The sequence below is a fragment of the Streptomyces sp. NBC_00285 genome, assembly GCF_036174265.1.
Lineage (GTDB): Bacteria > Actinomycetota > Actinomycetes > Streptomycetales > Streptomycetaceae > Streptomyces.
Genome location: NZ_CP108055.1, coordinates 8,914,932 through 8,936,019 on the forward strand (window position 1 = coordinate 8,914,932; position 21,088 = coordinate 8,936,019).

Sequence of the window (21,088 nt, forward strand, 5' to 3'; positions counted from 1 at the left end):
CCGCTCGCGCCGCCCCCACCACCCGAAGGAGCCCCCGTGCCCGACGGCTCGCTCTCCCTGCCGGCCCGTCTGTACCTCCTGGCCTGGGACACCTCGAAGTCCGAGGCCACCGGTGCCGTCCAGGTGCCCCAGCTGGTCCGGGCCGGTGCCCTGACCGAACTTGTCCGGCGCGGTCTGCTCCTCGACGACGACGGCATCGCCACCCCGGTCGACATGGACGCGCACACCGACGACGCCGTCCTGGACGGGCTCCTCGAACTGGTCCGTGAATCCCGGCCGCACCGGTGGCGGACCTGGGTGACGCTCAGGTCCCGGACCACCCTGGACGCCGTGCGGGAACAGCTCACCGCGGAGGGATACCTGCGGGCACGCAAGAAGCGGGCCCTCGGGCTGTTCCCCACGGTGGATCACGACCTGGGGCGGCCGGCCGCGGTGGAGGCACTGCAGGAGGAGGCGCGGCAGATCCTGCGCGGGCCGGTACCGGCCGGACAACTGCCGGACCGGGACGCGGTCCTCGTCGCCCTCGCGGCCGCCGCCGGACTGCGCACCCTGCAACCCCGCGGGGAACATCACGAGGCACGCGTCGAGGAACTGATCGAAAGCGGCGGACAGGCCGCGCCGGTGCTGCGCATGGTCCTGCACGAGGTGTGCGGGGCGCTGGCCACGGCCTCGGTCACGGCGGGGGCCTGAGGGCGGCTCGATCGAAAGCGGCGGCTCCCGTGCTGCGCGAGGTATGCGGGGTGCCGGTCCCTGCGGGCGCCTGAGCGCGGCTCGGTCGGGCGGAGGATCGGTCAGGTGGGGGAGGGGAGCCCCGTCCGCCTAGGGGTCATCGTCCTGGGCCGTCGGTCCGGGGGCCGTCAAACCCCTTGCCGACAGCGACAGCGACGGCGACGGCGTCTGCCGACTCATGGGCGTCCGGGCAGGACCCGGTGCCCCGGCTGTCGCCGAGTTCCGTCCCCGGCGTGAGCGCAGGGAGAAGCGGGGCGCGTCGGAGAACCCGCCGGGCTCCTCGACAAGCTGTGTGGACACCTCAGAGGGCGTCGCGCATCAGCTCCGCGAGGTCGTGGTCGAGGTCGAGCTGGAGGTGCTCCAGGCCGGTCGGAACGAGGTCGTTCGTCGCCTCCAGGAAGCGGCGCAGTTCGCCCGTGCGGACATGCACCACGGCCGTGCCCTCGGGAGCGTGGAACTCGAGAACGGTGCGGTCGTAGCCGTACGGCCGCACGCGGACGTCGCCGTGGCCCTCGGGCTCGTGCAGACCGGTGCTGAGCAGATCGCGACTGAAGGTCCAGCAGACCTCGACGCCCTCCAGGGTGGCCGGGGCGGGGAAGGTCATACGGACGGCGAACGGATCGCAACGGTCGTAGTGCAGTGTGGCGGGAATACTCGGCATCCGCGGTGCCGCGGCGACGAGACGGGCCTCGACTGGCTGCTCGATGACGGTGGACAACGCCTTGCTCCCTTGTGACGGCTGGTGGGACTTCCCGGTGGGACGGGCACTGGAAGAGACGACGGAATGGGCCAATCCGTGTACACGAAAGTCGAGTGACCTGTGTCACCGTCTTCATGCCCCGGTGTGCCCAGAGGTCCTCCCGCGCCCCAAGAGACACGTGTGGCGTCCTGCGCACCACCCGGCGGCCGGCCGAGGGCATCTGGACGGCACCGGGAGCGTGCACTAGCTTCGCCCGCCATGAGGCGTTTGGGGAACACGCGAGACAAGAGACGAACGGGCCTGATGAGCCGGAGGATCGCCGTGGGGGCAGCTTGTGCGGCGGCGCTGGCGGCCCTGACCGCCGTACCGGCCGAGGCGCACGGCCCGGACAGCCGTACACCGCACTGGGCACCCAAGGACAGCGGCGCCCCCACGGCACGTTTCCGGGGGCTGTCGGCCGTCAGCCGGGACACCGCCTGGCTGGCGGGCACCCAGGGCACCGTGCTGCGTACCACGGACGGCGGCGCGAGCTGGCGGAACGTCTCGCCACCCGGTGCCGCCGAACTCCAGTTCAGGGACGTAGAGGCCTTCGATGCGCGGCGGGCCGTCGTGCTGGCCATCGGGGAGGGCGAGGCGTCCCGGGTCTACCGCACCGACGACGGCGGCGCGACCTGGACCGAGTCCTTCCGCAACACCGACAGCAAGGCCTTCTACGACTGCCTCACCTTCTTCGACCACCGCCACGGCCTGGCCATGAGCGACCCGGTGGACGGAAAGTTCCGCATCCTGTCGACCTCCGACGGCGGCCGCTCCTGGAAGGTGCTGCCGAATACCGGGATGCCGGCCGCGCTCGACGGCGAGGCGGGCTTCGCGGCGAGCGGCCAGTGCCTGGTCAGCTCCGGGCCCCGGGACGTCTGGCTGGCCACTGGCGGCGGCGCACGCGCGCGTGTGCTGCACTCCGCCGACCGCGGCCTGACCTGGACGGCGTCCGACACGCCGATCCCGGCGGGAGACCCGGCCAAGGGTGTCTTCGCGCTCGGCTTCCGCGACCGCGCGCACGGTCTCGCCGTCGGCGGTGACTACAACGCCGACCAGGCATCCCCGCAGGCGGGTGCCCGCACCACGGACGGCCGCACCTGGCGGCCCGCCGCCTCCGCCCCGCCCGCCTACCGCTCCGGCGTGGCCTGGCTTCCGCACAGCCGCGCCGCCGCCCTCGCGGTCGGCCCCACCGGCACGGACCTCACCACGGACGGCGGCCGCACATGGCGGACCGTGGACACCGGCTCCTACGACACGGTGGACTGCACGGTCGACGGCGGCTGCTGGGCCGCGGGGGAGAAGGGACGGGTGGCCCGTCTGGAGAACTGAGCGGCGGAATGCGGGGTACCCGGCCGCCGACGGCGAAAGGAGTGATCCCCATGCCGACCGGTTCGAACTCCAAGCGCGAACGCCAGTACGAGCACATCAAGAAGAGCGCCCAGGACCGTGGCGAGAGCACCGGGCGGGCCGAAGAGATCGCGGCGCGGACCGTCAACAAGGAACGCGCCCGGTCCGGCGAGTCCCGGACCGCCGGCCGTACCTCGACCGAGGACATGTCCTCGGGCAGGCGGGGCGGGCAGCGGTCCGGCAAGGGCTCCCAGGGTCCGACCTACGACCAGCTCTACGAGGAGGCCAAGCGCAAGGGCGTCAAGGGTCGTTCGGACATGAACAAGAGCCGGCTCCGACGCGCCCTGGGCGGCAAGAGCTGACGCTCGGCTCAGCCCGAGGTCTCCCGGTATGCCTCCAGCGCCGGGGCCGTCTTCGTCGCGGCGAACTCGGTGACGCGGTACGCGCACACCCCGGCCGTGACGAAGGGGTCCCCCGCGGCGATCTCCTCGATGCGTGCGCGGTCCCCCGCGACGGCGATGATCACCCCGCCGTCGCGGGGGTTCTTGCGCCCGGACGCCAGGAAGACTCCCCGCCCGTACTGCTCGTCCAGCCAGGCGACATGCGCCGGCAGTACGGCGTCCACGGCATCGAGCGGGGCGGTGTAGGTCAGCTCCAGTACGAACATGATCGCGAGCCTACGACGCGCCGCCGTACGCTCGTCCCCACCATGACGACAGTGGACATCCCCGCGGGCTGGCCCGCGACCGAGGAGCAGGCCCGCGCGGTCCAGGACGAGTTGAGGGCGAGGACGGTCCTCGACGAACCGGGTCCGCCGTCCGGCACCGGGCACGTCACCGGGGTCGACGTGGCCTACGACGACGAACGGGACGTCGTCGCGGCGGCGGCCGTCGTGCTGGACGCGTCGTCCCTGGACGTCGTCGCCGAGGCCACCGCCGTCGGGCGGATCTCCTTCCCGTACGTCCCCGGCCTGCTCGCCTTCCGTGAGATCCCGACGGTCCTCGCCGCCCTCGACGCCCTGCCGTGTCCCCCCGGCCTGGTCGTGTGCGACGGGTACGGCCTCGCGCACCCCCGCCGCTTCGGCCTCGCGAGCCACCTCGGCGTACTCACAGGGCTGCCCACGATCGGCGTCGCCAAGAACCCGTTCACCTTCTCCTACGTCGACCCCGGCACCCGGCGCGGCGAGTGGGCGCCGCTGCTCGCCGGCTCGCAGGAGGTGGGCCGCGCTCTGCGCACGCGCGAGGCGGTGAAGCCGGTGTTCGTCTCCGTCGGCCACCGCGTGAGCCTCGACAACGCCTGCGCCCACACGCTCGCGCTCACCCCGGCCTACCGGCTGCCGGAGACGACCCGCGCGGCGGACGCGCTGTGCCGGCGGGCGCTGCGGCAGGCGACGTCCTGACGGGAGCAGGCGCGGTGTACTGAGTACGTCGTCTGAGTACTTGTACGGATGTGCGGGCCCCGGCGCGCTCGGCAGGCTGTCCCGCATGACGACGCACCGCATAACCCCCCGTGCCGCCAAGCCCCTCGCCGACCCGAACCGGCCCGTGGAGCGCGCGGTGACCGCCACGCTGGTCCTCGGCGTGCTCGCTGGGCTCGGCTGGATCGCCGGGATGATCTACACGGTGGCGGGCTGGTCCCTCTGAGACGGGCTCACCGGCTCGCCGCCACACGGAAGGCGATCCCCGCCCGTCGCAGCCGCTCGATCAGCGCGTCCCCCATCGCCACGGCCGTCGTGACCTGACCGGAGGTCGGCGGCAGGTCGTCGAAGGCGAGCGACAGCGCAGACTCGGCGAACATCTTCGCCGTCTCGTCGTAGCCCGGGTCGCCGCCCGCGACCTCGGTGAACACCCGTCGACCGCCGCCCTCGCCGACGAAACGCACGGAGAACCAGCTCTTCGCCCGCTTCTCGGGACCCGGCCCGTCACCCGGCTTGACCCGGTCGGACAACCAGCGCCGGGCGGGCGGCAGTTGGGCCGCCGCGAACAGCGCGCCCACGGCCGCGACCCCGCCCACCGCCATGGGCAGCCGCCGTACGGCCGCGTAGTGGCGGTAGCGGAAGTCGGGCCCGTAGCGTTCGAGGGCCTTCGCGGAGCGCCGGACGATCTGCGCGTCGATGGTCGGCAGCGGCAGCGCCCAGGCGCCGACCTCCTGGGCGTAACGCGGGGTTCCGGTCGGCGCGGTGGCCCGGCGGCCCACCAGGCGCGGCTCGTGCCGTCCGCGATCCCGGGCGGCGGCGATCATCTGCCGGCCGCGCGCGAACTGGTTCAGCGCCGAGGCGAAGGTTCCGCCCGAGAACGTGGCGTCCGCGGTCACGAAGCCGTCGACGGTCAGTGGCACGCCCTCAGGCAGCTGCCGGACCGTGAAATACGCCCCCAGGTCGTGCGGGACGGAGTCGAACCCGCACGCGTGCACCAGCCGTGCACCCGTCTCACGCGCGCGTGCGTCGTGCCGGACGTACATCAGGTCCACGAACTCCGGCTCCCCGGAAAGGTCGAGGTAGTCCGTCCCGGCGTCCGCGCAGGCGGCGACGAGTTCCTCGCCGTACGTCAGATAGGGGCCCACGGTGGTGGCCACCACGCGCGCGTGCTCGGCGAGCGCGCGCAGGGAGTCCGGATCCGACACGTCGGCCCTGAGGACCTCCACGTTCGTGCCCTCCGGCAGCCGTTCGCGCAGTGCCCGGAGCTTGTCCTCGCTGCGGCCGGCGATCGCCCATCGCAGATCCTCCGGTCCGTGCGCGGCGAGGTACTCCGCGGTGAGGGTTCCGGCGAAACTCGTGGCCCCGAAGAGCACGATGTCGTAGGGACGCTCCGACTTTTTCATCCTGCTCATGACACTCCTGGATCCCGCCGCTCGCGCCGCTGTCGGTGGCCGAGGCTAGCGTGAGGAGTACGGAGCCCGACGACGAGGCCGGAGGTGCAGCGGTGGCCGTGCCCGGAATTCCCGGAGGAAGCGGGAGGAAGCGCCCGCGTTCACCCGCACGTCGGGGAAGACGGACGCCTTCTCGCCGCCTCGGTGACGGCCCCGCGCCAGGCTGGATCGATGTGCGGCTCCGTCGTGTGGCCCGATCGGCGGTGACCGGCCGATAATGGGCTAAGCGCTTGCTCGTTCGGGTCTTGTGCCCACGGGAACGGGTTCATAGCATCACTGGTGTTACATCAGTTGTGTCACGCCAATGGGGGCTGGATGACAACGGCAACGACGCCCGGGCACGGCCCGCTCACCGGCGTACGCGTGGTCGAGCTGGCCGGCATCGGGCCGGGTCCGTTCGCAGGCATGCTCCTCGCCGACCTGGGAGCCGACGTCGTCCAGGTGTCCCGTCCCGGCGGCACCGCCCTCGCGATCGACCCCGGCCACGACATCACCAACCGCAACAAGCGCTCGGTGGTCGTCGACCTCAAGGCCCCCGACGGCCCCGCGCGCGTGCTCGACCTGGCCGCCCGCGCCGACATCCTGATCGAGGGCAACCGCCCCGGTGTCGCCGAGCGCCTCGGGATCGGTCCCGAGGAGTGCCACGCGCGCAACCCCGCCCTCGTCTACGGCCGGATGACCGGCTGGGGCCAGGACGGGCCGCTGGCCCGGCGCGCCGGGCACGACATCGCGTACATCGCCGTCACCGGCGCCCTCGGCCTGATCGGCGAACCGGGCCGCCCTCCCACCGTCCCCGCCAACCTCCTCGGCGACTACGCGGGCGGCTCCCTCTACCTCGTCGTCGGAGTCCTGGCCGCCCTGCACCACGCGCGCGCGACGGGCACCGGCCAGGTCGTCGACGCCGCCATCGTCGACGGCACCTCCCATCTCACCGCGATGCTCCACGGCATGACCGCCGCAGGCGGCTGGCAGGACCGGCGCGGCGCCAACCTCCTCGACGGCGGCTGCCCGTACTACGGCACCTACGAGACCGCCGACGGCACGTACATGGCGGTGGGCGCGCTGGAACCGCAGTTCTACGACCGGTTCCTGGACCTGCTCGGCCTGCCGGACTTCTCCGACGCCCGCAAGGACTGGACCCGCTGGGGCGAGCTGCGCGAGGCGGTCACGGCCCGTTTCAGGTCCCGCACCCGCGACGAGTGGACGGCCGTCTTCGACGGCACCGACGCGTGCGTGGCGCCCGTCCTGTCGCTGCGCGAGGCCCCGGCCCACCCGCACCTCGCCGCCCGTGGCACCTTCACCGACCACGCCGGCATCACCCAGCCCGCGCCCGCGCCCCGCTTCTCCGCGACCCCCACGGCCGTACGCACCGGGCCCGCCCGGCCCGGCGCCGACACCGTCGGCGTGGCACGTGACTGGGACGTACCCGATCTCCTGAAAGGCCCCGAATGAAAAGGCGGATCTTCGCGCCCGAGCACGACGCCTTCCGCGAGACCGTGCGCGCCTTCCTGGCCAGGGAGGTCCTGCCGTACTACGAGCAGTGGGAGAAGGACGGCATCGTCTCCCGCGAGGCCTGGCGGGCGGCCGGCAAGCAGGGCCTGCTCGGGCTCGCCGTGCCCGAGGAGTTCGGAGGCGGCGGCACCACCGACTTCCGCTACGCCACCGTCCTGGCAGAGGAGTTCACGCGCGCGGGCACTCCCGGCCTGGCCCTCGGACTGCACAACGACGTCATCGGCCCCTACCTCACCACGCTGGCCACCGAGGAGCAGAAGCGCCGCTGGCTGCCCGGCTTCTGCGACGGCTCCCTCGTCACCGCCATCGCCATGACCGAGCCCGGCGCCGGCTCCGACCTCCAGGGCATCCGCACCCACGCCGAGGACCGGGGCGACCACTGGCTGCTGAACGGCTCCAAGACGTTCATCTCCAACGGGATCCTGGCCGACCTGGTGATCGTGGTCGCGAGGACGACCCCGGAGGGCGGCGCCCGCGGACTGTCGCTGCTGGCCGTCGAGCGCGGCACGGAGGGCTTCGAACGCGGCCGCAACCTCGACAAGATCGGCCAGAAGGCCCAGGACACGGCCGAGTTGTTCTTCCACGACGCGCGCGTGCCCAAGGCGAACCTCCTCGGGGAACGCGACGGCGCCTTCGGGCACCTGATGACCAACCTCGCCCAGGAACGCCTGAGCATCGCCGTCTCCGCGATCGCCGCGGCCGAACACCTCCTGGAGATCACCACCGCGTACGTCAAGGAGCGCGAGGCCTTCGGCCGCCCGCTCGCCACCAAGCAGCACATCCGGTTCGAGATCGCCGAGATGGCCACCGAGTGCGCCGTCACGCGGACGTTCCTCGACCGTTGTATCGAGGACCACTCGGACGGTGAGCTGGACGCCGTCCACGCGTCGATGGCCAAGTGGTGGGCGACCGAACTCCAAAAGCGCGTCGCCGACCGCTGCCTCCAACTGCACGGCGGCTACGGCTACATGAGCGAGTACCCCGTCGCCCGCGCCTTCACCGACGGCCGCATCCAGACCATCTACGGGGGGACGACCGAGATCATGAAGGAGATCATCGGCCGTTCCCTCCTGAGCTGACCCTCCCCGAAAGGCCTCCCCGTGAGCACCGAAGCGTACGTGTACGACGCGATCCGCACCCCGCGCGGCCGCGGCAAGGCGAACGGCGCCCTGCACGGCACCAAGCCCATCGACCTGGTCGTGGGACTCATCCACGAGATCCGCGCCCGCTTCCCGGACCTGGACCCGGCCGCGGTCGACGACATCGTGCTCGGCGTCGTCAGCCCCGTCGGCGACCAGGGTTCCGACATCGCCCGCACCGCGGCCATCGCCGCCGGACTGCCCGACACCGTCGCCGGCGTCCAGGAGAACCGCTTCTGTGCGTCCGGCCTGGAAGCGGTCAACCTGGCCGCCGCCAAGGTGCGTTCGGGCTGGGAGGACCTGGTCCTCGCGGGCGGCGTCGAGTCGATGTCCCGGGTGCCGATGGCCTCCGACGGCGGCGCCTGGTTCAACGACCCGATGACCAACCTGGCCGTCAACTTCGTGCCGCAGGGCATCGGCGCCGACCTGATCGCCACGATCGGGGGATTCTCCCGCCGGGACGTCGACGAGTACGCGGCCCTCTCGCAGGAGCGCGCGGCCACGGCCTGGAAGGAGGGCCGCTTCGACCGCTCCGTCGTCCCGGTGCGGGACCGTGCAGGCCTGGTCGTTCTCGACCACGACGAGCACCTGCGCCCGGGCACCACCGCCGACTCCCTCGGCAGGCTCAAGCCGTCCTTCGCGGACATCGGAGACCTCGGCGGCTTCGACGCCGTGGCCCTGCAGAAGTACCACTGGGTCGAGAAGATCGACCACGTCCACCACGCGGGCAACTCCTCCGGCATCGTGGACGGCGCCTCACTGGTCGCGATCGGCTCCCGGGAGATCGGCGAGCGCTACGGCCTCACCCCGCGCGCGCGGATCGTCTCCGCGGCCGTCTCCGGTTCCGAGCCCACCATCATGCTCACCGGCCCCGCCCCCGCCACCCGCAAGGCCCTCGCCAAGGCCGGGCTGACCATCGACGACATCGACCTCGTCGAGATCAACGAGGCCTTCGCGGCCGTCGTCCTGCGCTTCGTGCAGGACATGGGACTGTCGCTGGACAAGGTCAACGTCAACGGCGGCGCGATCGCGCTCGGCCACCCGCTCGGCGCCACCGGCGCCATGATCCTGGGCAGCCTCATCGACGAACTGGAGCGCCAGGACAAGCAGTACGGCCTCGCGACGCTCTGTGTGGGCGGCGGCATGGGAATCGCCACCATCGTCGAGCGCATCTGACCCCCTCCCACGGATACGACGGATCACACGGAGCACTTCCACATGAGCACTCAGTCCACGACCATCCGCTGGGAACAGGACCGCACCGGCGTCGTCACCCTCGTCATCGACGACCCGAACCAGTCCGCGAACACCATGAACCAGGCGTTCCGCGACTCCCTCGCAGTGATCACCGACCGCCTGGAGGCCGAGAAGGACACCGTTCGCGGTGTCATCATCACCTCCGCCAAGAAGACCTTCTTCGCCGGCGGCGACCTGCGCGACCTCATCCGGGTCACCCCCGCGACCGCGCAGGACCTCTTCGACGGCGGCCTCGCGATCAAGCGCAACCTGCGCCGCATCGAGACCCTGGGCAAACCGGTCGTCGCCGCGATCAACGGCGCGGCCCTGGGCGGCGGCTACGAGATCGCCCTGGCCTGCCACCACCGCATCGCCCTCGACGCGCCCGGCTCCAAGATCGGCTGCCCCGAGGTCACCCTCGGCCTGCTGCCGGGCGGCGGCGGCGTGGTTCGCACCGTCCGTCTGCTGGGCATCGCGGACGCCCTCCTGAAGGTGCTGCTGCAGGGCACGCAGTACGCGCCGCAGCGCGCCCTGCAGAACGGCCTGGTCGACGACGTGGCCGGCACGCAGGACGAACTCCTCGCCAAGGCCCGCGCGTTCATCGACGCCAACCCCGAATCCCAGCAGCCCTGGGACAAGCCGGGCTACCGCATCCCCGGCGGCACCCCCGCCAACCCGAAGTTCGCGGCGAACCTCCCCGCCTTCCCATCGAGCCTCCGCAAGCAGACCAACGGCGCCCCCTACCCGGCCCCGCGCAGCATCCTGGCGGCCGCGGTGGAGGGCGCCCAGGTCGACTTCGAGACCGCACAGGTCATCGAGGCGCGCTACTTCGTGGAGCTGGCGGCCGGCCAGACGTCGAAGAACATGATCCAGGCGTTCTTCTTCGACCTCCAGGCGGTGAACTCCGGCGCGAACCGTCCCCAGGGCGTCGAGCCCCGCCAGGTCCACAAGGTGGCCGTGCTCGGCGCGGGGATGATGGGCGCCGGCATCGCCTACTCGTGCGCCCGCGCGGGCATCGACGTCGTCCTCAAGGACGTGTCGCCACAGGCGGCGGCCAAGGGCAAGGCCTACTCCGAGAAGCTCTGCGCAAAGGCGGTCTCCCGAGGCCGTACGACACAGGAGAAGGCTGACGCGCTCCTGGCCCGCATCACGCCGACCGCGGATCCCCAGGACCTGGCCGGCTGCGACGCCGTCATCGAGGCGGTGTTCGAGGACACGGCGCTGAAGCACAAGGTGTTCCAGGAGATCCAGCACATCGTGGAGCCGGACGCGCTGCTGTGCTCGAACACCTCGACGCTGCCGATCACGGCGTTGGCCGAGGGCGTGGAGCGGCAGGTCGACTTCGTCGGCCTGCACTTCTTCTCACCGGTCGACAAGATGCCCCTCGTCGAGATCATCAAGGGCGAGCGCACGGGTCAGGAGGCGCTGGCGAGGGCCTTCGACCTGGTGCGGCAGATCAAGAAGACCCCGATCGTCGTCAACGACTCGCGCGGCTTCTTCACCTCCCGCGTCATCGGGCACTTCCTCAACGAGGGCGTCGCGATGGTCGGCGAGGGCATCGAGCCCGCGTCGGTCGAACAGGCGGCGGCACAGGCGGGTTATCCGGCGAAGGTCCTGTCGTTGATGGACGAGCTGACGCTCACGCTTCCGCGCAAGATCCGCAAGGAGACCCGGCAGGCGGTGGAGGAGTCGGGCGGCACGTGGACGCCCCACCCCGCCGAGGCGGTCATCGACCGCATGGTCGACGAGTTCGGCCGCACCGGCCGCAGCGGGGGCGGCGGCTTCTACGACTACGGCGACGACGGCAGGCGCACGTCCCTGTGGCCGGGTCTGCGCGAACACTTCACCCGCCCGGCCTCCGAGATCCCCGCCGAGACCGTGCCTTTCAGGGACATGCAGGAACGCATGCTCTTCTCCGAGGCCCTGGACACGGTGAAGCTCCTGGAGGAAGGCGTCCTGACCTCGGTCGCCGACGCCAACATCGGCTCCATCTTCGGCATCGGCTTCCCGGGCTGGACGGGCGGCGTCCTCCAGTACGTCAACGGCTACGAGGGCGGCCTGCCGGGCTTCGTGGCCCGCGCCCGCGAACTGGCGGAGCGGTACGGCGAGCGCTTCACACCGCCCGCGCTGCTGGTGGAGAAGGCGGCAAAGGGGGAGCGGTTCGGCGACGTGTGACGAGGCTCCTCGAAACGCCGCGCGGCCGACGGGGGTATGGGCGCGCGGCACGCGGGGTCGAAGGGGCAGCGCCCTGAGGATGGGACGGGCAGGGCCGGCGGGGGCGGGAGAACCCTCCCCGCCGGCCCATACCGCTGCGCGGCACGTCGTCCCCCTCAGGAGGCTCCGCCTACCTCTGACGCCCACCCCCGCAGCTCCTCCTTCAGGGATCGCTGGAAGGCCGTCAACAGGGCCTGTACGACCACGGGTTCCATGTGCGCGGACAGCGACTTCACGTCCTGGGCGTCGCGTTGGGCCACCTCGCCCCGGAACAGCTGCGACAACTCGTGCGCGGCGGCCCGGGAGTGCTCGATGAGCACCTTCCGCGAAGCCAGGATCGCCTCCTGCGACAGCGGGACGTCGAGCAGCCCGACACCCAGGCGGAGCAGCCCCAGATCGACCCGGTAGGCGTCGCCGTCCCGCCGTACCACGTCCATCGCGGTGAGCCGCTCCACGTCGTCGTCGCTCAGCGCCCGCCCCGCCCGCCGCCGCAGTTCCTCCGGGGTCACCCGCTCCACGACGTCGGGGGCCCACGAGGCCACCACGGCCCGGTGGATCGCCAGGTCGTGGGCGCTCAGATCGGCCGGCAACTGCTGCATGTACCGCTCGATCGCCGCCAGCGTCATGCCCTGCTGCTGGAGCTCCTCGATCAGTGCCAGACGTGCGAGGTGCTCACGGCCGTAGTGCCCTACCCGGCGGGGACCGATCACCGGCGGCGGCAGCAGCCCTCGCGTGCCGTAGAAGCGCACGGTACGGACCGTGACGCCCGCCCGCGCGGCCAGCTCGTCGACGGTGAACGTGGGTCCCCCGGCATCGGCCTCGGCGTCGTGATCGGCATCGCGGCCATCGGGAGAGGCGTCGGTCGTCATGTGCAGCAGTATCGCTGTCTCACCAACGCTGTGAAACCCGCCCACTGTGACGGCCGCCACCGTGTGGGGAGTGACGTGCGGGGCAGGCGAGCCCTCGGCCTGTGCCCTCCGCCAGGAGGTACGGGCCGCCGCACGTCCGGACACCCGAGCGAGACCCCCCGGGGCGCACCAGAGAGTGGATCATCCGTGAGCAAGGACGCCGTCTCATCGGTACAGACCGCCTCCCGCACCGACGTGGCCCAGGTGCCCGCGGACGCGGGCGACGCCGGCTACAGCAAGGACCTCAAGCCCCGCCACGTCAACATGATCGCCATCGGCGGGGCCATCGGCACCGGCCTCTTCCTGGGCGCCGGCGGACGCCTGCACACCGCCGGTCCGGCGCTCGCGCTCGCCTACCTGGTCTGCGGGATCTTCGCCTTCTTCGTGGTGCGGGCCCTCGGTGAGCTGGTCCTCTACCGCCCCTCCTCGGGCTCCTTCGTGTCGTACGCGCGCGAGTTCCTCGGGGAGAAGGGCGCCTACGTCGCCGGCTGGATGTACTTCCTGAACTGGTCGACGACCGGTATCGCCGACATCACCGCGATCGCGCTCTACACGCACTACTGGAGTCTGTTCACGGACATCCCCCAGTGGACGCTGGCCCTGGTCGCGCTGGCCGTCGTCCTCGCCGTGAACCTGATCTCGGTGAAGATCTTCGGCGAGATGGAGTTCTGGTTCGCGATCATCAAGGTCGCCACACTCGTCGGCTTCATGCTGATCGGCATCTTCCTGCTGGCCACACAGCACGAAGTGGGCGGGGGCACACCCGGCCCCAGCGTGATCACCGACAACGGTGGCGTCCTGCCGCACGGCGCGATGCCCGTGGTCCTCGTCATGCAGGGCGTGATCTTCGCGTACGCCGCACTGGAGCTCGTCGGTGTCGCGGCGGGCGAGACCGCGGAACCGGAAAAGGTCGTCCCGCGCGCGGTGAACTCGATCATGTGGCGCGTGGCCCTGTTCTACGTCGGGTCGGTCGTCCTGCTGGCCCTGCTGCTCCCCGGCTCGGCCTACTCGGCCGACGAGAGCCCCTTCGTCACCGTCCTGTCGAAGATCGGCATCCCTGCGGCGGGCGACGTGATGAACCTGGTGGTCCTGACGGCGGCGATGTCGTCCCTGAACTCGGGTCTCTACTCCACCGGCCGCATCCTGCGCTCCATGGCGACCGCCGGCTCGGCACCGAGGTTCACCGCGCGCATGAACCGCAGTCAGGTTCCCTACGGCGGCATCCTGCTGACCTGCGCGGTCTGCGTCCTGGGTGTCGGTCTGAACTACCTCATGCCGAGCCAGGCCTTCGAGATCGTGCTGAACATCGCCTCCCTCGGGGTCATCAGCACCTGGGTGATCATCATGGTCTGCCACCTGGTCTTCGTCCGCCGCGCCCGAGAGGGCCTGGTGGCCCGCCCCTCCTTCCGCCTGCCCTTCAGCCCGGCCACGGAGATCACCACGATCGTCTTCCTCCTGGCCTGCCTCGGCATGATGTGGAACGACGCGGAGGTCGGCCGCAGGACCCTGCTCCTGATCCCGGTGATCGCGGCGCTTCTGGTCGCGGGCTGGTTCGCCGTCCGCCACAGGGTCCAGAGCACGACGGACCGCGGCCCGACCGGCCGGACGCACTGAGCTGGAGCTGTTGTCAGTGGTGGCGTCTACGGTGGCGTCATGGGGGAGATCGCGTACATCCGAGGAGACGCCACCACCCCGTCCGTGAAGGGCGTCAAGCTGATCGCGCATGTCTGCAACGACCTCGGGGGGTGGGGGAAGGGCTTCGTCGTCGCGCTGTCCCGCCGCTGGCCCGAGCCGGAGGCCGCCTACCGTTCCTGGCACCGGGGGCGCGCGTCCAGTGACTTCGGGCTGGGAGCGGTTCAGTTCGTGCAGGTCGAGCCCCACGTATGGGTGGCCAACATGGTCGGCCAGCGGGGCATGAGGACGGGCAGCAAAGGCGTCCCGGTGCGATACGAGGCGATCGACGAGGCACTGGGGCGGCTGGCAGACAAGGCCCTGGAGCTCGGCGCGTCCGTGCACATGCCCCGGATAGGGTGCGGGCTCGCCGGGGGAAAGTGGTCCCGTGTGGAGCCCCTGATCGTCGAGCGGCTGCTGAAGCGTGGCCTCTCGGTCACGGTCTACGACCACGGGGGAAGCGGGAGCTGACCGAGGGCCTCGACGCGCTCGTGCCGGGCGACGTGGTCCGACAGGGATCAGCGGGTGGGACGGTACGCCCACCGGGACTCCCCACGATGGGCCGGTGCCGGTGGACTGCGCCAGGCGCTCTGCTCCCACTCCCTCGGACTGGCCATGGGCACCCTGTTCGCCTTCTCCTGGCCGGCACAGTCGATCAGCGGCGTCGCCGCGTACAACGAGGAGCAACTCCGCCGGCTCCAGGCGCCCATGAGCTGGGGAAGCTACGTCGGTTCCGCGGACTTCTGGGGCCGGACCCTGCAGAACCGGCAGTCCGAACTCCTCGCCGTGGCCTCCATGGCCGTTCTCTCCGTGTACCTCAGACAGCGCGGCTCACCGGAGTCCAAGCCGGTCGGGGCGGCCCACACCTCGACGGGTGTCGAAGGACAGGACCGCCCCAGGTCCCGGAAGCCGGGGCGTGCCGCGAAAGCCCCGCTTGCCGGGCGGCGCCGGGCTCGCCCCGACACACCCGACCCAGGGGCGGCCCTCCGCCCTGCGACCGCACCCGACAGCCGCCGCCGGCCCAGCCCTACGGCCGGGCGACGCCACCTTCGAAACAGGCCCTACTCGGCGTGCACGCCGTCCGTCGCGGCGATCCTCTTCCACGACTTCGGCTGCACAAGAGCCCCCGTGGCTCTGGCGATCGACGCGCCCCGCGCCGCCGGCGCCGCCGGCTTCGACGGCTGGAAGAGCCACGTGTCGAACAGCGCGCCCAGCGACTGCCCGGACACCTCCTCGGCGTATGTCCGGAAGTCGCCGACGGAGGCGTTGCCGTACGCGTGTTTCTGCGGCCAGCCCTTCAGGACCGCGAAGAACGCCTCGTCGCCGATCTCGTTCCGCAGCGCCTGCAGGGCCAGCGCGCCCCGGTCGTAGACGGCGATGTCGAACTGGTTCTCCGGCCCGGGGTCACCCGGCTTCACGGTCCAGAACGTGTCGTCGGCCGGATGGGAGGCGTACACGTAGTCGGCGAGTTCCTGTGCCGTGCCCTCGCCCTCGTGCTCGGACCACAGCCACTGCGCGTACCGGGCGAAGCCCTCGTTGACCCAGATGTCCTTCCAGCCCTGCACGGACACGAGGTCGCCGTACCACTGGTGGGCCAGCTCGTGCACGATCAGGGAGGTGTTCGACCCGTTCGCGAACTGGCGCGGGCTGTAGAAGGGCCGGGTCTGGGTCTCCAGCGCGTACCCGGTGTTCGTATTCGGCACATACCCGCCGAGCGCGTCGAAGGGATACGGCCCGAAGTACCCGCTCAGCCAGTCGGCGATCTCCCCGGTCCGCTCCACGCTGGCCCGCGCCGCCCCGTAGTTGGCGCCGAGGTCCTTGCTGTACGCGTTGACGACGGGAATCCCGCTGTCGGTCGTACCGGTGGTGAGGTCGAAGCGGCCGACGGCGAGGGTCGCCAGGTAGGTGGCCTGCGGCTTGGCGGAACGCCAGTTCCAGCGGGTCCAGCCGAGCCGTGAACTCGTCGACTGCAGCGTGCCGTTGGACAGGGCCTGGCTGCCGTCCGGAACCAGGACCGACACGTCGTAGGTGGCCTTGTCGAGCGGGTGGTCGTTGCTCGGGAACCACCACCAGGCCGACTCGGGCTCGTTCGCCCCGACCCCGCCGTCGGGGGTGCGGTGCCAACTGGTGAAACCGTACGCCTGCTTCGACGACGGGACCCCGCTGTAGCGCACGACGACACTGACGTCGGTGCCCTTCGCCAGCGGGGTCTTCGGTGTGATCTCCAGTTCATGCTCGCCCGAGGTGGTGAAGGACGCCTTCGACCCGTTGACCCGCACCTCGCTCACGTCGAGGAGAAAGTCCAGATCGAAGCGGGACAGATCCTGCGTGGTGCGGGCCAGGAGGGTGGCCGTGCCCTCCAGTTCGTCCGTCGCGGGCTGGTACTTCAGCCGCAGGTCGTAGTGGGAGACGTCGTATCCGCCGTTGCCGTAGTCCGGGTAGTAGGGGTCGCCGATCCCTGGAGCGCCGGGGGAGAAGCTCGCCGCCGACGCCGGGATCGCCAGCATCAGGGAGGCCGCCGCGAGTGCGCCCGGCGCGATGAGTCTGCGGTGCACGAAAACTCCAAGTCGTGGGGGGACGAAGTCTGTTCGCAGCCTATTCACCACCTGTGAGCTGGGTGTGTCCACGGCCACTCCTGTCACACGATCGCCATTCAGCCGTTCCGGTCGCAAGGGGCCCTCTTTTGCGCGGGAGTTGACCGCAGTACCGTCCGCGCATGTCGATACGCACGCGCTTCACGACCTGGAGACCGCTCGCGACAGCAGCCGCGGCCACCGCCGCCCTGCTGGTCACGTTCCTCGCACCCGCGACCGCACAGGCGCAGGAACAGGCGGCCCCGCGGCACACGCGGGAGAGCCAACCCGTCTACTCGTACGAGAACGCCGTCCGCGAGGCCGTCTGGGTGGACACCCGGCTCGACGGCGACGGTGACGGAAAGACCGACCGCGTGGCCGTCGACATCGTCCGGCCCCGCGAACCCGCCCAGCAGGGCCGCAAGGTCCCGGTCATCATGGACGCCAGCCCGTACTACTCCTGCTGCGGACGCGGCAACGAGAGCCAGCTGAAGACGTACGACGCCAACGGCAAAGTCGTCCAGATGCCGCTGTTCTACGACAACTACTTCGTGCCCCGCGGCTACGCCTTCGTCGGCGTCGACCTCGCCGGCACCAACCGCTCCGACGGCTGCGTGGACGTCGGCGGCCGCTCCGACATCCAGTCCGCCAAAGCAGTGGTCGACTGGCTGAACGGCCGAGCCACCGCCTACACGACCCGAACGGGCACCGCGAAGACCAAAGCCACCTGGACCAACGGCAGAACCGGCATGATCGGCAAGAGCTGGGACGGCACCATCGCCAACGGCGTCGCCGCCACCGGAGTCGAGGGCCTGAAGACCATCGTCCCGATCAGCGCCATCTCCACCTGGTACGACTACTTCTTCTCCCGGGGCGCCCCGCTCTACGACTCCGGCCCCGACTGGCTCTCCGACTACGTCGACAGCCCCGACGCCCGCACCAAGTGTGCCGCCGTCCAGCAGAAGCTCGTCGACCAGGCGCCCCGCACCGGTGACCGGACCCCGCTGTGGGCCGAACGCGACTACGTGAAGGACGCGCACAAGGTCAGAGCCAGCGTCTTCCTGGTCCACGGCATGCAGGACCTCAACGTCCGTCTCCAGCACCTCGGCCCGTGGTGGGACGCCCTCGCGAAGAACGGCGTCGAGCGCAAGATCTGGCTCTCCCAGACCGGCCACGTCGACCCCTTCGACTTCCGCCGCGCGCAATGGGTCGACACCCTGCACCGCTGGTTCGACCACGAACTCCTCGGCTACGACAACGGCGTCGACCGCGAGCCGATGGCCGACATCGAGCGCCACCCCGACCAGTGGGTCACCTCGAAGAGCTGGCCCCCGCGCGGAACCTCCACGACGACGCTCCGCCCCGCGAAGGGCGCACAGCCCGGCGTCGGAACCCTCGGCCTCATCAAGGCCGCGGGCGCCGAGACCTTCACCGACGACCCGGCGCTCAGCGAGACCGATTGGGCCGCCCGGATCGACACAGGGACACCCGACAAGGCGGGCTTCACCACCGGCACCCTCACCAGGGACCTGCGTCTGTCCGGCTCCTCCAAGGTCACCGTGAGGGCGACACCGACCACCACCACGGCCCATCTCTCCGCCGTCCTCGTGGACCTCGGCCCCGACACGATCCGCGACTACGCGGCCGCGGGCGAAGGCATCACGACGCTCGCCGACCGCACCTGCTGGGGCGCCGGCACGACGGGTGACAGTGCCTGCTTCAAGGCGACCCGGGCGAAGACCACCGCCGTCGACTACACCGTCGTCAGCCGCGGCTGGGCCGACCTCGGCACCTACGCCGACCCCGGGAAGGGCGTCCCGCTCACACCCGGCAAGGCCTACACGATCACCCTCGACCTGGGCGCCACGGACCACGTCGTCCCGGCGGGCCACCGCCTCGCCCTGATCGTCGCGGGCACCGACAAGGACCTCATCGACCCGCCGTCCACCAGGCCCACCCTCACGATCGACCTGTCCCACACCTCGGCACGGGTCCCGCTGGTCGGCGGCGCGGCCGCCTTCGCGCACGCCACGAAGGGCGCCAGGACCGTCGTACCGGACGCGGCCACGGCCCTCGACGGCGTCCGCGCCCCGCGCCCCGCCCACCGCGTCCCGGAGGGCCGATGACGATCCGAACCGTCACCGTGAGCGCCCTGCTCCTCGACGAACGCGTCCATTACCACCTCACGGCCGGGAAACCGGTCGGGAAGGCCGACACCGGCTGCTGAATCGGTGGAGATCTGCGGTACCTGTGGTAGGTCCTGGGGAAATGTGTGAAACCCGGCGTATCCACCGCTCCAGGGGAAGGTGCCGCAGATGACTGAAGACCTGAAGAAGAGAGGTGGCCGAGCAGGGCCCGCGGGCCTTCTCGGCCACCAGACCGACCAGGTGGTGTTCGGCGTCACCGCCGCCATCACCGTGGCCTTCGTGATCTGGGGGTGGGCGGGGACGGACTCCCTGGAGGACGTCTCCACCACCATGCTCGGCGGACTGATCCACAACGGCGGCTGGGCCTTCATCCTGGCCGCCTCGAGTTTCGTGGTCTTCGCCCTGTGGCTCGCGATGAGCCGCTACGGCCGCATCCACCTCGGTGCCGAGGGCGAGGAACCCGAGTTCAAGACGGTGTCCTGGGTCGCCATGATGTTCAGCGCCGGCATGGGCATCGGCCTGATGTTCTACGGCGTCAGCGAGCCGCTCGCGCACTACACCACCCCGCCCCCGGGTACGAACCCGCCCAGCTCCGGCGATCGCATGGAGACGGCGATGGCCACCACCCTCTTCCACTGGGCGCTGCACCCCTGGGCGATCTACGCGGTGGTCGGCCTCGCCATCGCCTACAGCACCTTCCGCAAGCGCCGGCGTCAGACCATCAGTGCCGTCTTCACCCCGCTCATCGGGGAGAAGCACGCGAACGGCACCGCCGGACGGGTCATCGACATCCTCGCGATCATCGCCACCGTCTTCGGCTCCGCCGCCTCCCTGGGCCTCGGCGCCCTCCAGATCGGCTCCGGCTTCCGGGAACTGGACTGGATGGACGACGTCAGCACCGGGCTGCTCGTCACGATCATCGCCGTGCTGACCCTGGCCTTCGTGCTCTCGGCGGTCTCCGGCATCGAGCGGGGCATCCAGTGGCTGTCCAACACCAACATGGTGCTGGCCCTGATCCTCGCCGTCTTCGTGTTCATCGCGGGCCCCACGATCATCGTCCTGGACCTGCTGCCCACCTCCGTCTTCTCCTACCTCGGCGACCTGCCCCAGCTCGCCGGCCGCACGGAAGCCAGCGGCGGCAAGGGCGTCGCGGACTGGCTCGGCAGCTGGACCGTCTTCTACTGGGCCTGGTGGATCTCCTGGACGCCCTTCGTCGGCATGTTCATCGCCCGCATCAGCCGCGGCCGCACGATCCGGCAGTTCGTCGGCGGCGTCATCCTCGTGCCCAGCACGGTCAGCCTCGTCTGGTTCGCGATCTTCGGCGGTACGGCCATGAAGCTGAAGGAGGGCGGTGCGCTCGGCGGCGAGAACACCCCTGAGGGTCAACTCTTCGGCGTGCTCCAGGAGTTCCCCTTCGCCACCGCCACCAGCCTGCTCGTCATGATCCTGGTCGGCATCTTCTTCGTGTCCGGCGCCGACGCCGCGTCCATCGTGATGGGCACGCTGTCCCAGCGGGGCGCACTGGAACCCGGCCGTTTCGTCGTCGTGTTCTGGGGTGTGGTCACCGGAGCCGTCGCCGCCATCATGCTGCTCGTCGGCAGCGGCCAGGGCGACGCGCTCACCGGCCTGCAGAACCTCACGATCCTGGCCGCCGCGCCCTTCGTCCTCGTGATGATCGGCATGTGCGTCGCCCTCATGCGCGACCTGCGCCGGGACCCGGTCATCGTGCGCGGCGCGATGGGCTCCGAGGCCGTCGAACTCGCCGTGATCGAGGGCCACAAGAAGTACGACGGCGACTTCGAGATCAAGGTCGGCCCGGGCGCCGGCACGGACACCGAGGGCGACCCGCTGGGCCACGACCACGCCTGACCTGGGCGCATGGGCGGGGGCGCGGTGGGCCCGGTCGCCTCGTCCAGGCCCGCCGTGCCCCGTACCCCTTCGACCGTGCGTACGCCGGTGGCACCGCCCCACGCGGCCGCTCCTCCCGGCTTTCGATGAGCGGCCG

Annotated in this window: 18 protein-coding genes and 1 pseudogene; 14 read left to right on the top strand and 5 right to left on the bottom strand. The window is 71.0% G+C overall.

All coding sequences use genetic code 11. The annotated features are described in order from the left end of the window. Positions 1-36: 36 nt before the first annotated feature. Entirely contained in the window at positions 37-690 is a 654-nt protein-coding gene (locus tag OHT57_RS40865) for a GOLPH3/VPS74 family protein (protein ID WP_328751905.1), read from the top strand. A 340-nt stretch (positions 691-1,030) separates the two neighbouring features. Here the strand turns inward: OHT57_RS40865 and OHT57_RS40870 are convergent, their stop codons facing one another. Next, entirely contained in the window at positions 1,031-1,447 is a 417-nt protein-coding gene (locus OHT57_RS40870; protein ID WP_328751907.1) for an SsgA family sporulation/cell division regulator, read from the bottom strand. Between the two features lie 285 nt (positions 1,448-1,732). Here OHT57_RS40870 and OHT57_RS40875 point away from each other — a divergent pair, with 285 nt between their 5' ends. After that, a complete protein-coding gene (locus tag OHT57_RS40875) occupies positions 1,733-2,797 on the top strand; it encodes a WD40/YVTN/BNR-like repeat-containing protein (protein WP_328751909.1) in 1,065 nt (354 codons plus the stop codon). A gap of 50 nt (positions 2,798-2,847) precedes the next feature. Then, positions 2,848-3,177, top strand: a complete 330-nt coding sequence (locus OHT57_RS40880; protein WP_328751911.1) for a plasmid stabilization protein — start codon at positions 2,848-2,850, stop codon at positions 3,175-3,177. A gap of 8 nt (positions 3,178-3,185) precedes the next feature. Here the strand turns inward: OHT57_RS40880 and OHT57_RS40885 are convergent, their stop codons facing one another. Continuing rightward, a complete protein-coding gene (locus OHT57_RS40885; RefSeq protein WP_328751913.1) occupies positions 3,186-3,482 on the bottom strand; it encodes a YciI family protein in 297 nt (98 codons plus the stop codon). Positions 3,483-3,524: 42 nt separating this feature from the next. Here OHT57_RS40885 and OHT57_RS40890 point away from each other — a divergent pair, with 42 nt between their 5' ends. Together OHT57_RS40890 and mmpA are read left to right on the top strand one after the other, a co-directional pair. Further along, positions 3,525-4,214, top strand: a complete 690-nt coding sequence (locus OHT57_RS40890; RefSeq protein ID WP_328751915.1) for an endonuclease V — start codon at positions 3,525-3,527, stop codon at positions 4,212-4,214. An 85-nt stretch (positions 4,215-4,299) separates the two neighbouring features. Further along, entirely contained in the window at positions 4,300-4,458 is a 159-nt protein-coding gene (gene mmpA, locus OHT57_RS40895) for a morphogenic membrane protein MmpA (protein ID WP_328751917.1), read from the top strand. A gap of 7 nt (positions 4,459-4,465) precedes the next feature. Here mmpA and OHT57_RS40900 read toward each other — a convergent pair whose 3' ends face one another. Continuing rightward, the gene (locus OHT57_RS40900; RefSeq protein WP_328751919.1) at positions 4,466-5,644 is read right to left on the bottom strand and encodes a saccharopine dehydrogenase family protein; all 1,179 of its coding nucleotides are present in this window, start codon (positions 5,642-5,644) and stop codon (positions 4,466-4,468) included. A 354-nt stretch (positions 5,645-5,998) separates the two neighbouring features. Here OHT57_RS40900 and OHT57_RS40905 point away from each other — a divergent pair, with 354 nt between their 5' ends. The 4 genes from OHT57_RS40905 to OHT57_RS40920 are packed head-to-tail and all read left to right on the top strand — an operon-like array spanning position 5,999 to position 11,745. Next, positions 5,999-7,135 carry a CaiB/BaiF CoA transferase family protein gene (locus OHT57_RS40905; RefSeq protein ID WP_328751921.1) on the top strand — a complete coding sequence of 379 codons (1,137 nt, stop codon included), beginning with the start codon at positions 5,999-6,001 and terminating at the stop codon, positions 7,133-7,135. Next, a complete protein-coding gene (locus OHT57_RS40910) occupies positions 7,132-8,274 on the top strand; it encodes an acyl-CoA dehydrogenase family protein (RefSeq protein WP_328751924.1) in 1,143 nt (380 codons plus the stop codon). Before OHT57_RS40905 ends, OHT57_RS40910 begins: the two co-directional genes overlap by 4 nt. Before the next feature lie 21 nt (positions 8,275-8,295). Then, a complete protein-coding gene (locus OHT57_RS40915) occupies positions 8,296-9,510 on the top strand; it encodes an acetyl-CoA C-acetyltransferase (RefSeq protein ID WP_328751926.1) in 1,215 nt (404 codons plus the stop codon). A gap of 42 nt (positions 9,511-9,552) precedes the next feature. Further along, a complete protein-coding gene (locus OHT57_RS40920; protein ID WP_328751927.1) occupies positions 9,553-11,745 on the top strand; it encodes a 3-hydroxyacyl-CoA dehydrogenase NAD-binding domain-containing protein in 2,193 nt (730 codons plus the stop codon). 155 nt (positions 11,746-11,900) lie between these two features. On the opposite strand, the gene OHT57_RS40925 is transcribed toward OHT57_RS40920, so the two are convergent. Further along, the gene (locus OHT57_RS40925) at positions 11,901-12,653 is read right to left on the bottom strand and encodes a MerR family transcriptional regulator (RefSeq protein ID WP_328751929.1); all 753 of its coding nucleotides are present in this window, start codon (positions 12,651-12,653) and stop codon (positions 11,901-11,903) included. A gap of 186 nt (positions 12,654-12,839) precedes the next feature. Between OHT57_RS40925 and OHT57_RS40930 the strand changes: the two genes are divergently transcribed. The 3 genes and pseudogenes from OHT57_RS40930 to OHT57_RS40940 all read left to right on the top strand — a co-directional run. After that, positions 12,840-14,306, top strand: a complete 1,467-nt coding sequence (locus OHT57_RS40930) for an amino acid permease (RefSeq protein WP_328751931.1) — start codon at positions 12,840-12,842, stop codon at positions 14,304-14,306. A 39-nt stretch (positions 14,307-14,345) separates the two neighbouring features. Further along, the gene (locus OHT57_RS40935; protein ID WP_328751932.1) at positions 14,346-14,834 is read left to right on the top strand and encodes a macro domain-containing protein; all 489 of its coding nucleotides are present in this window, start codon (positions 14,346-14,348) and stop codon (positions 14,832-14,834) included. Between the two features lie 36 nt (positions 14,835-14,870). Further along, a pseudogene (locus OHT57_RS40940) lies at positions 14,871-15,248 on the top strand (DUF6766 family protein); the annotation flags it as partial. A gap of 176 nt (positions 15,249-15,424) precedes the next feature. Here OHT57_RS40940 and OHT57_RS40945 read toward each other — a convergent pair. Continuing rightward, a complete protein-coding gene (locus OHT57_RS40945; RefSeq protein ID WP_328751935.1) occupies positions 15,425-16,918 on the bottom strand; it encodes a M1 family metallopeptidase in 1,494 nt (497 codons plus the stop codon). Between the two features lie 161 nt (positions 16,919-17,079). On the opposite strand from OHT57_RS40945, the gene OHT57_RS40950 reads away from it, so the two are divergent. Next, a complete protein-coding gene (locus OHT57_RS40950; protein ID WP_328751937.1) occupies positions 17,080-19,062 on the top strand; it encodes a Xaa-Pro dipeptidyl-peptidase in 1,983 nt (660 codons plus the stop codon). A gap of 189 nt (positions 19,063-19,251) precedes the next feature. Further along, positions 19,252-20,952 carry a BCCT family transporter gene (locus OHT57_RS40955; RefSeq protein ID WP_328751938.1) on the top strand — a complete coding sequence of 567 codons (1,701 nt, stop codon included), beginning with the start codon at positions 19,252-19,254 and terminating at the stop codon, positions 20,950-20,952. Positions 20,953-21,088 lie beyond the last annotated feature (136 nt).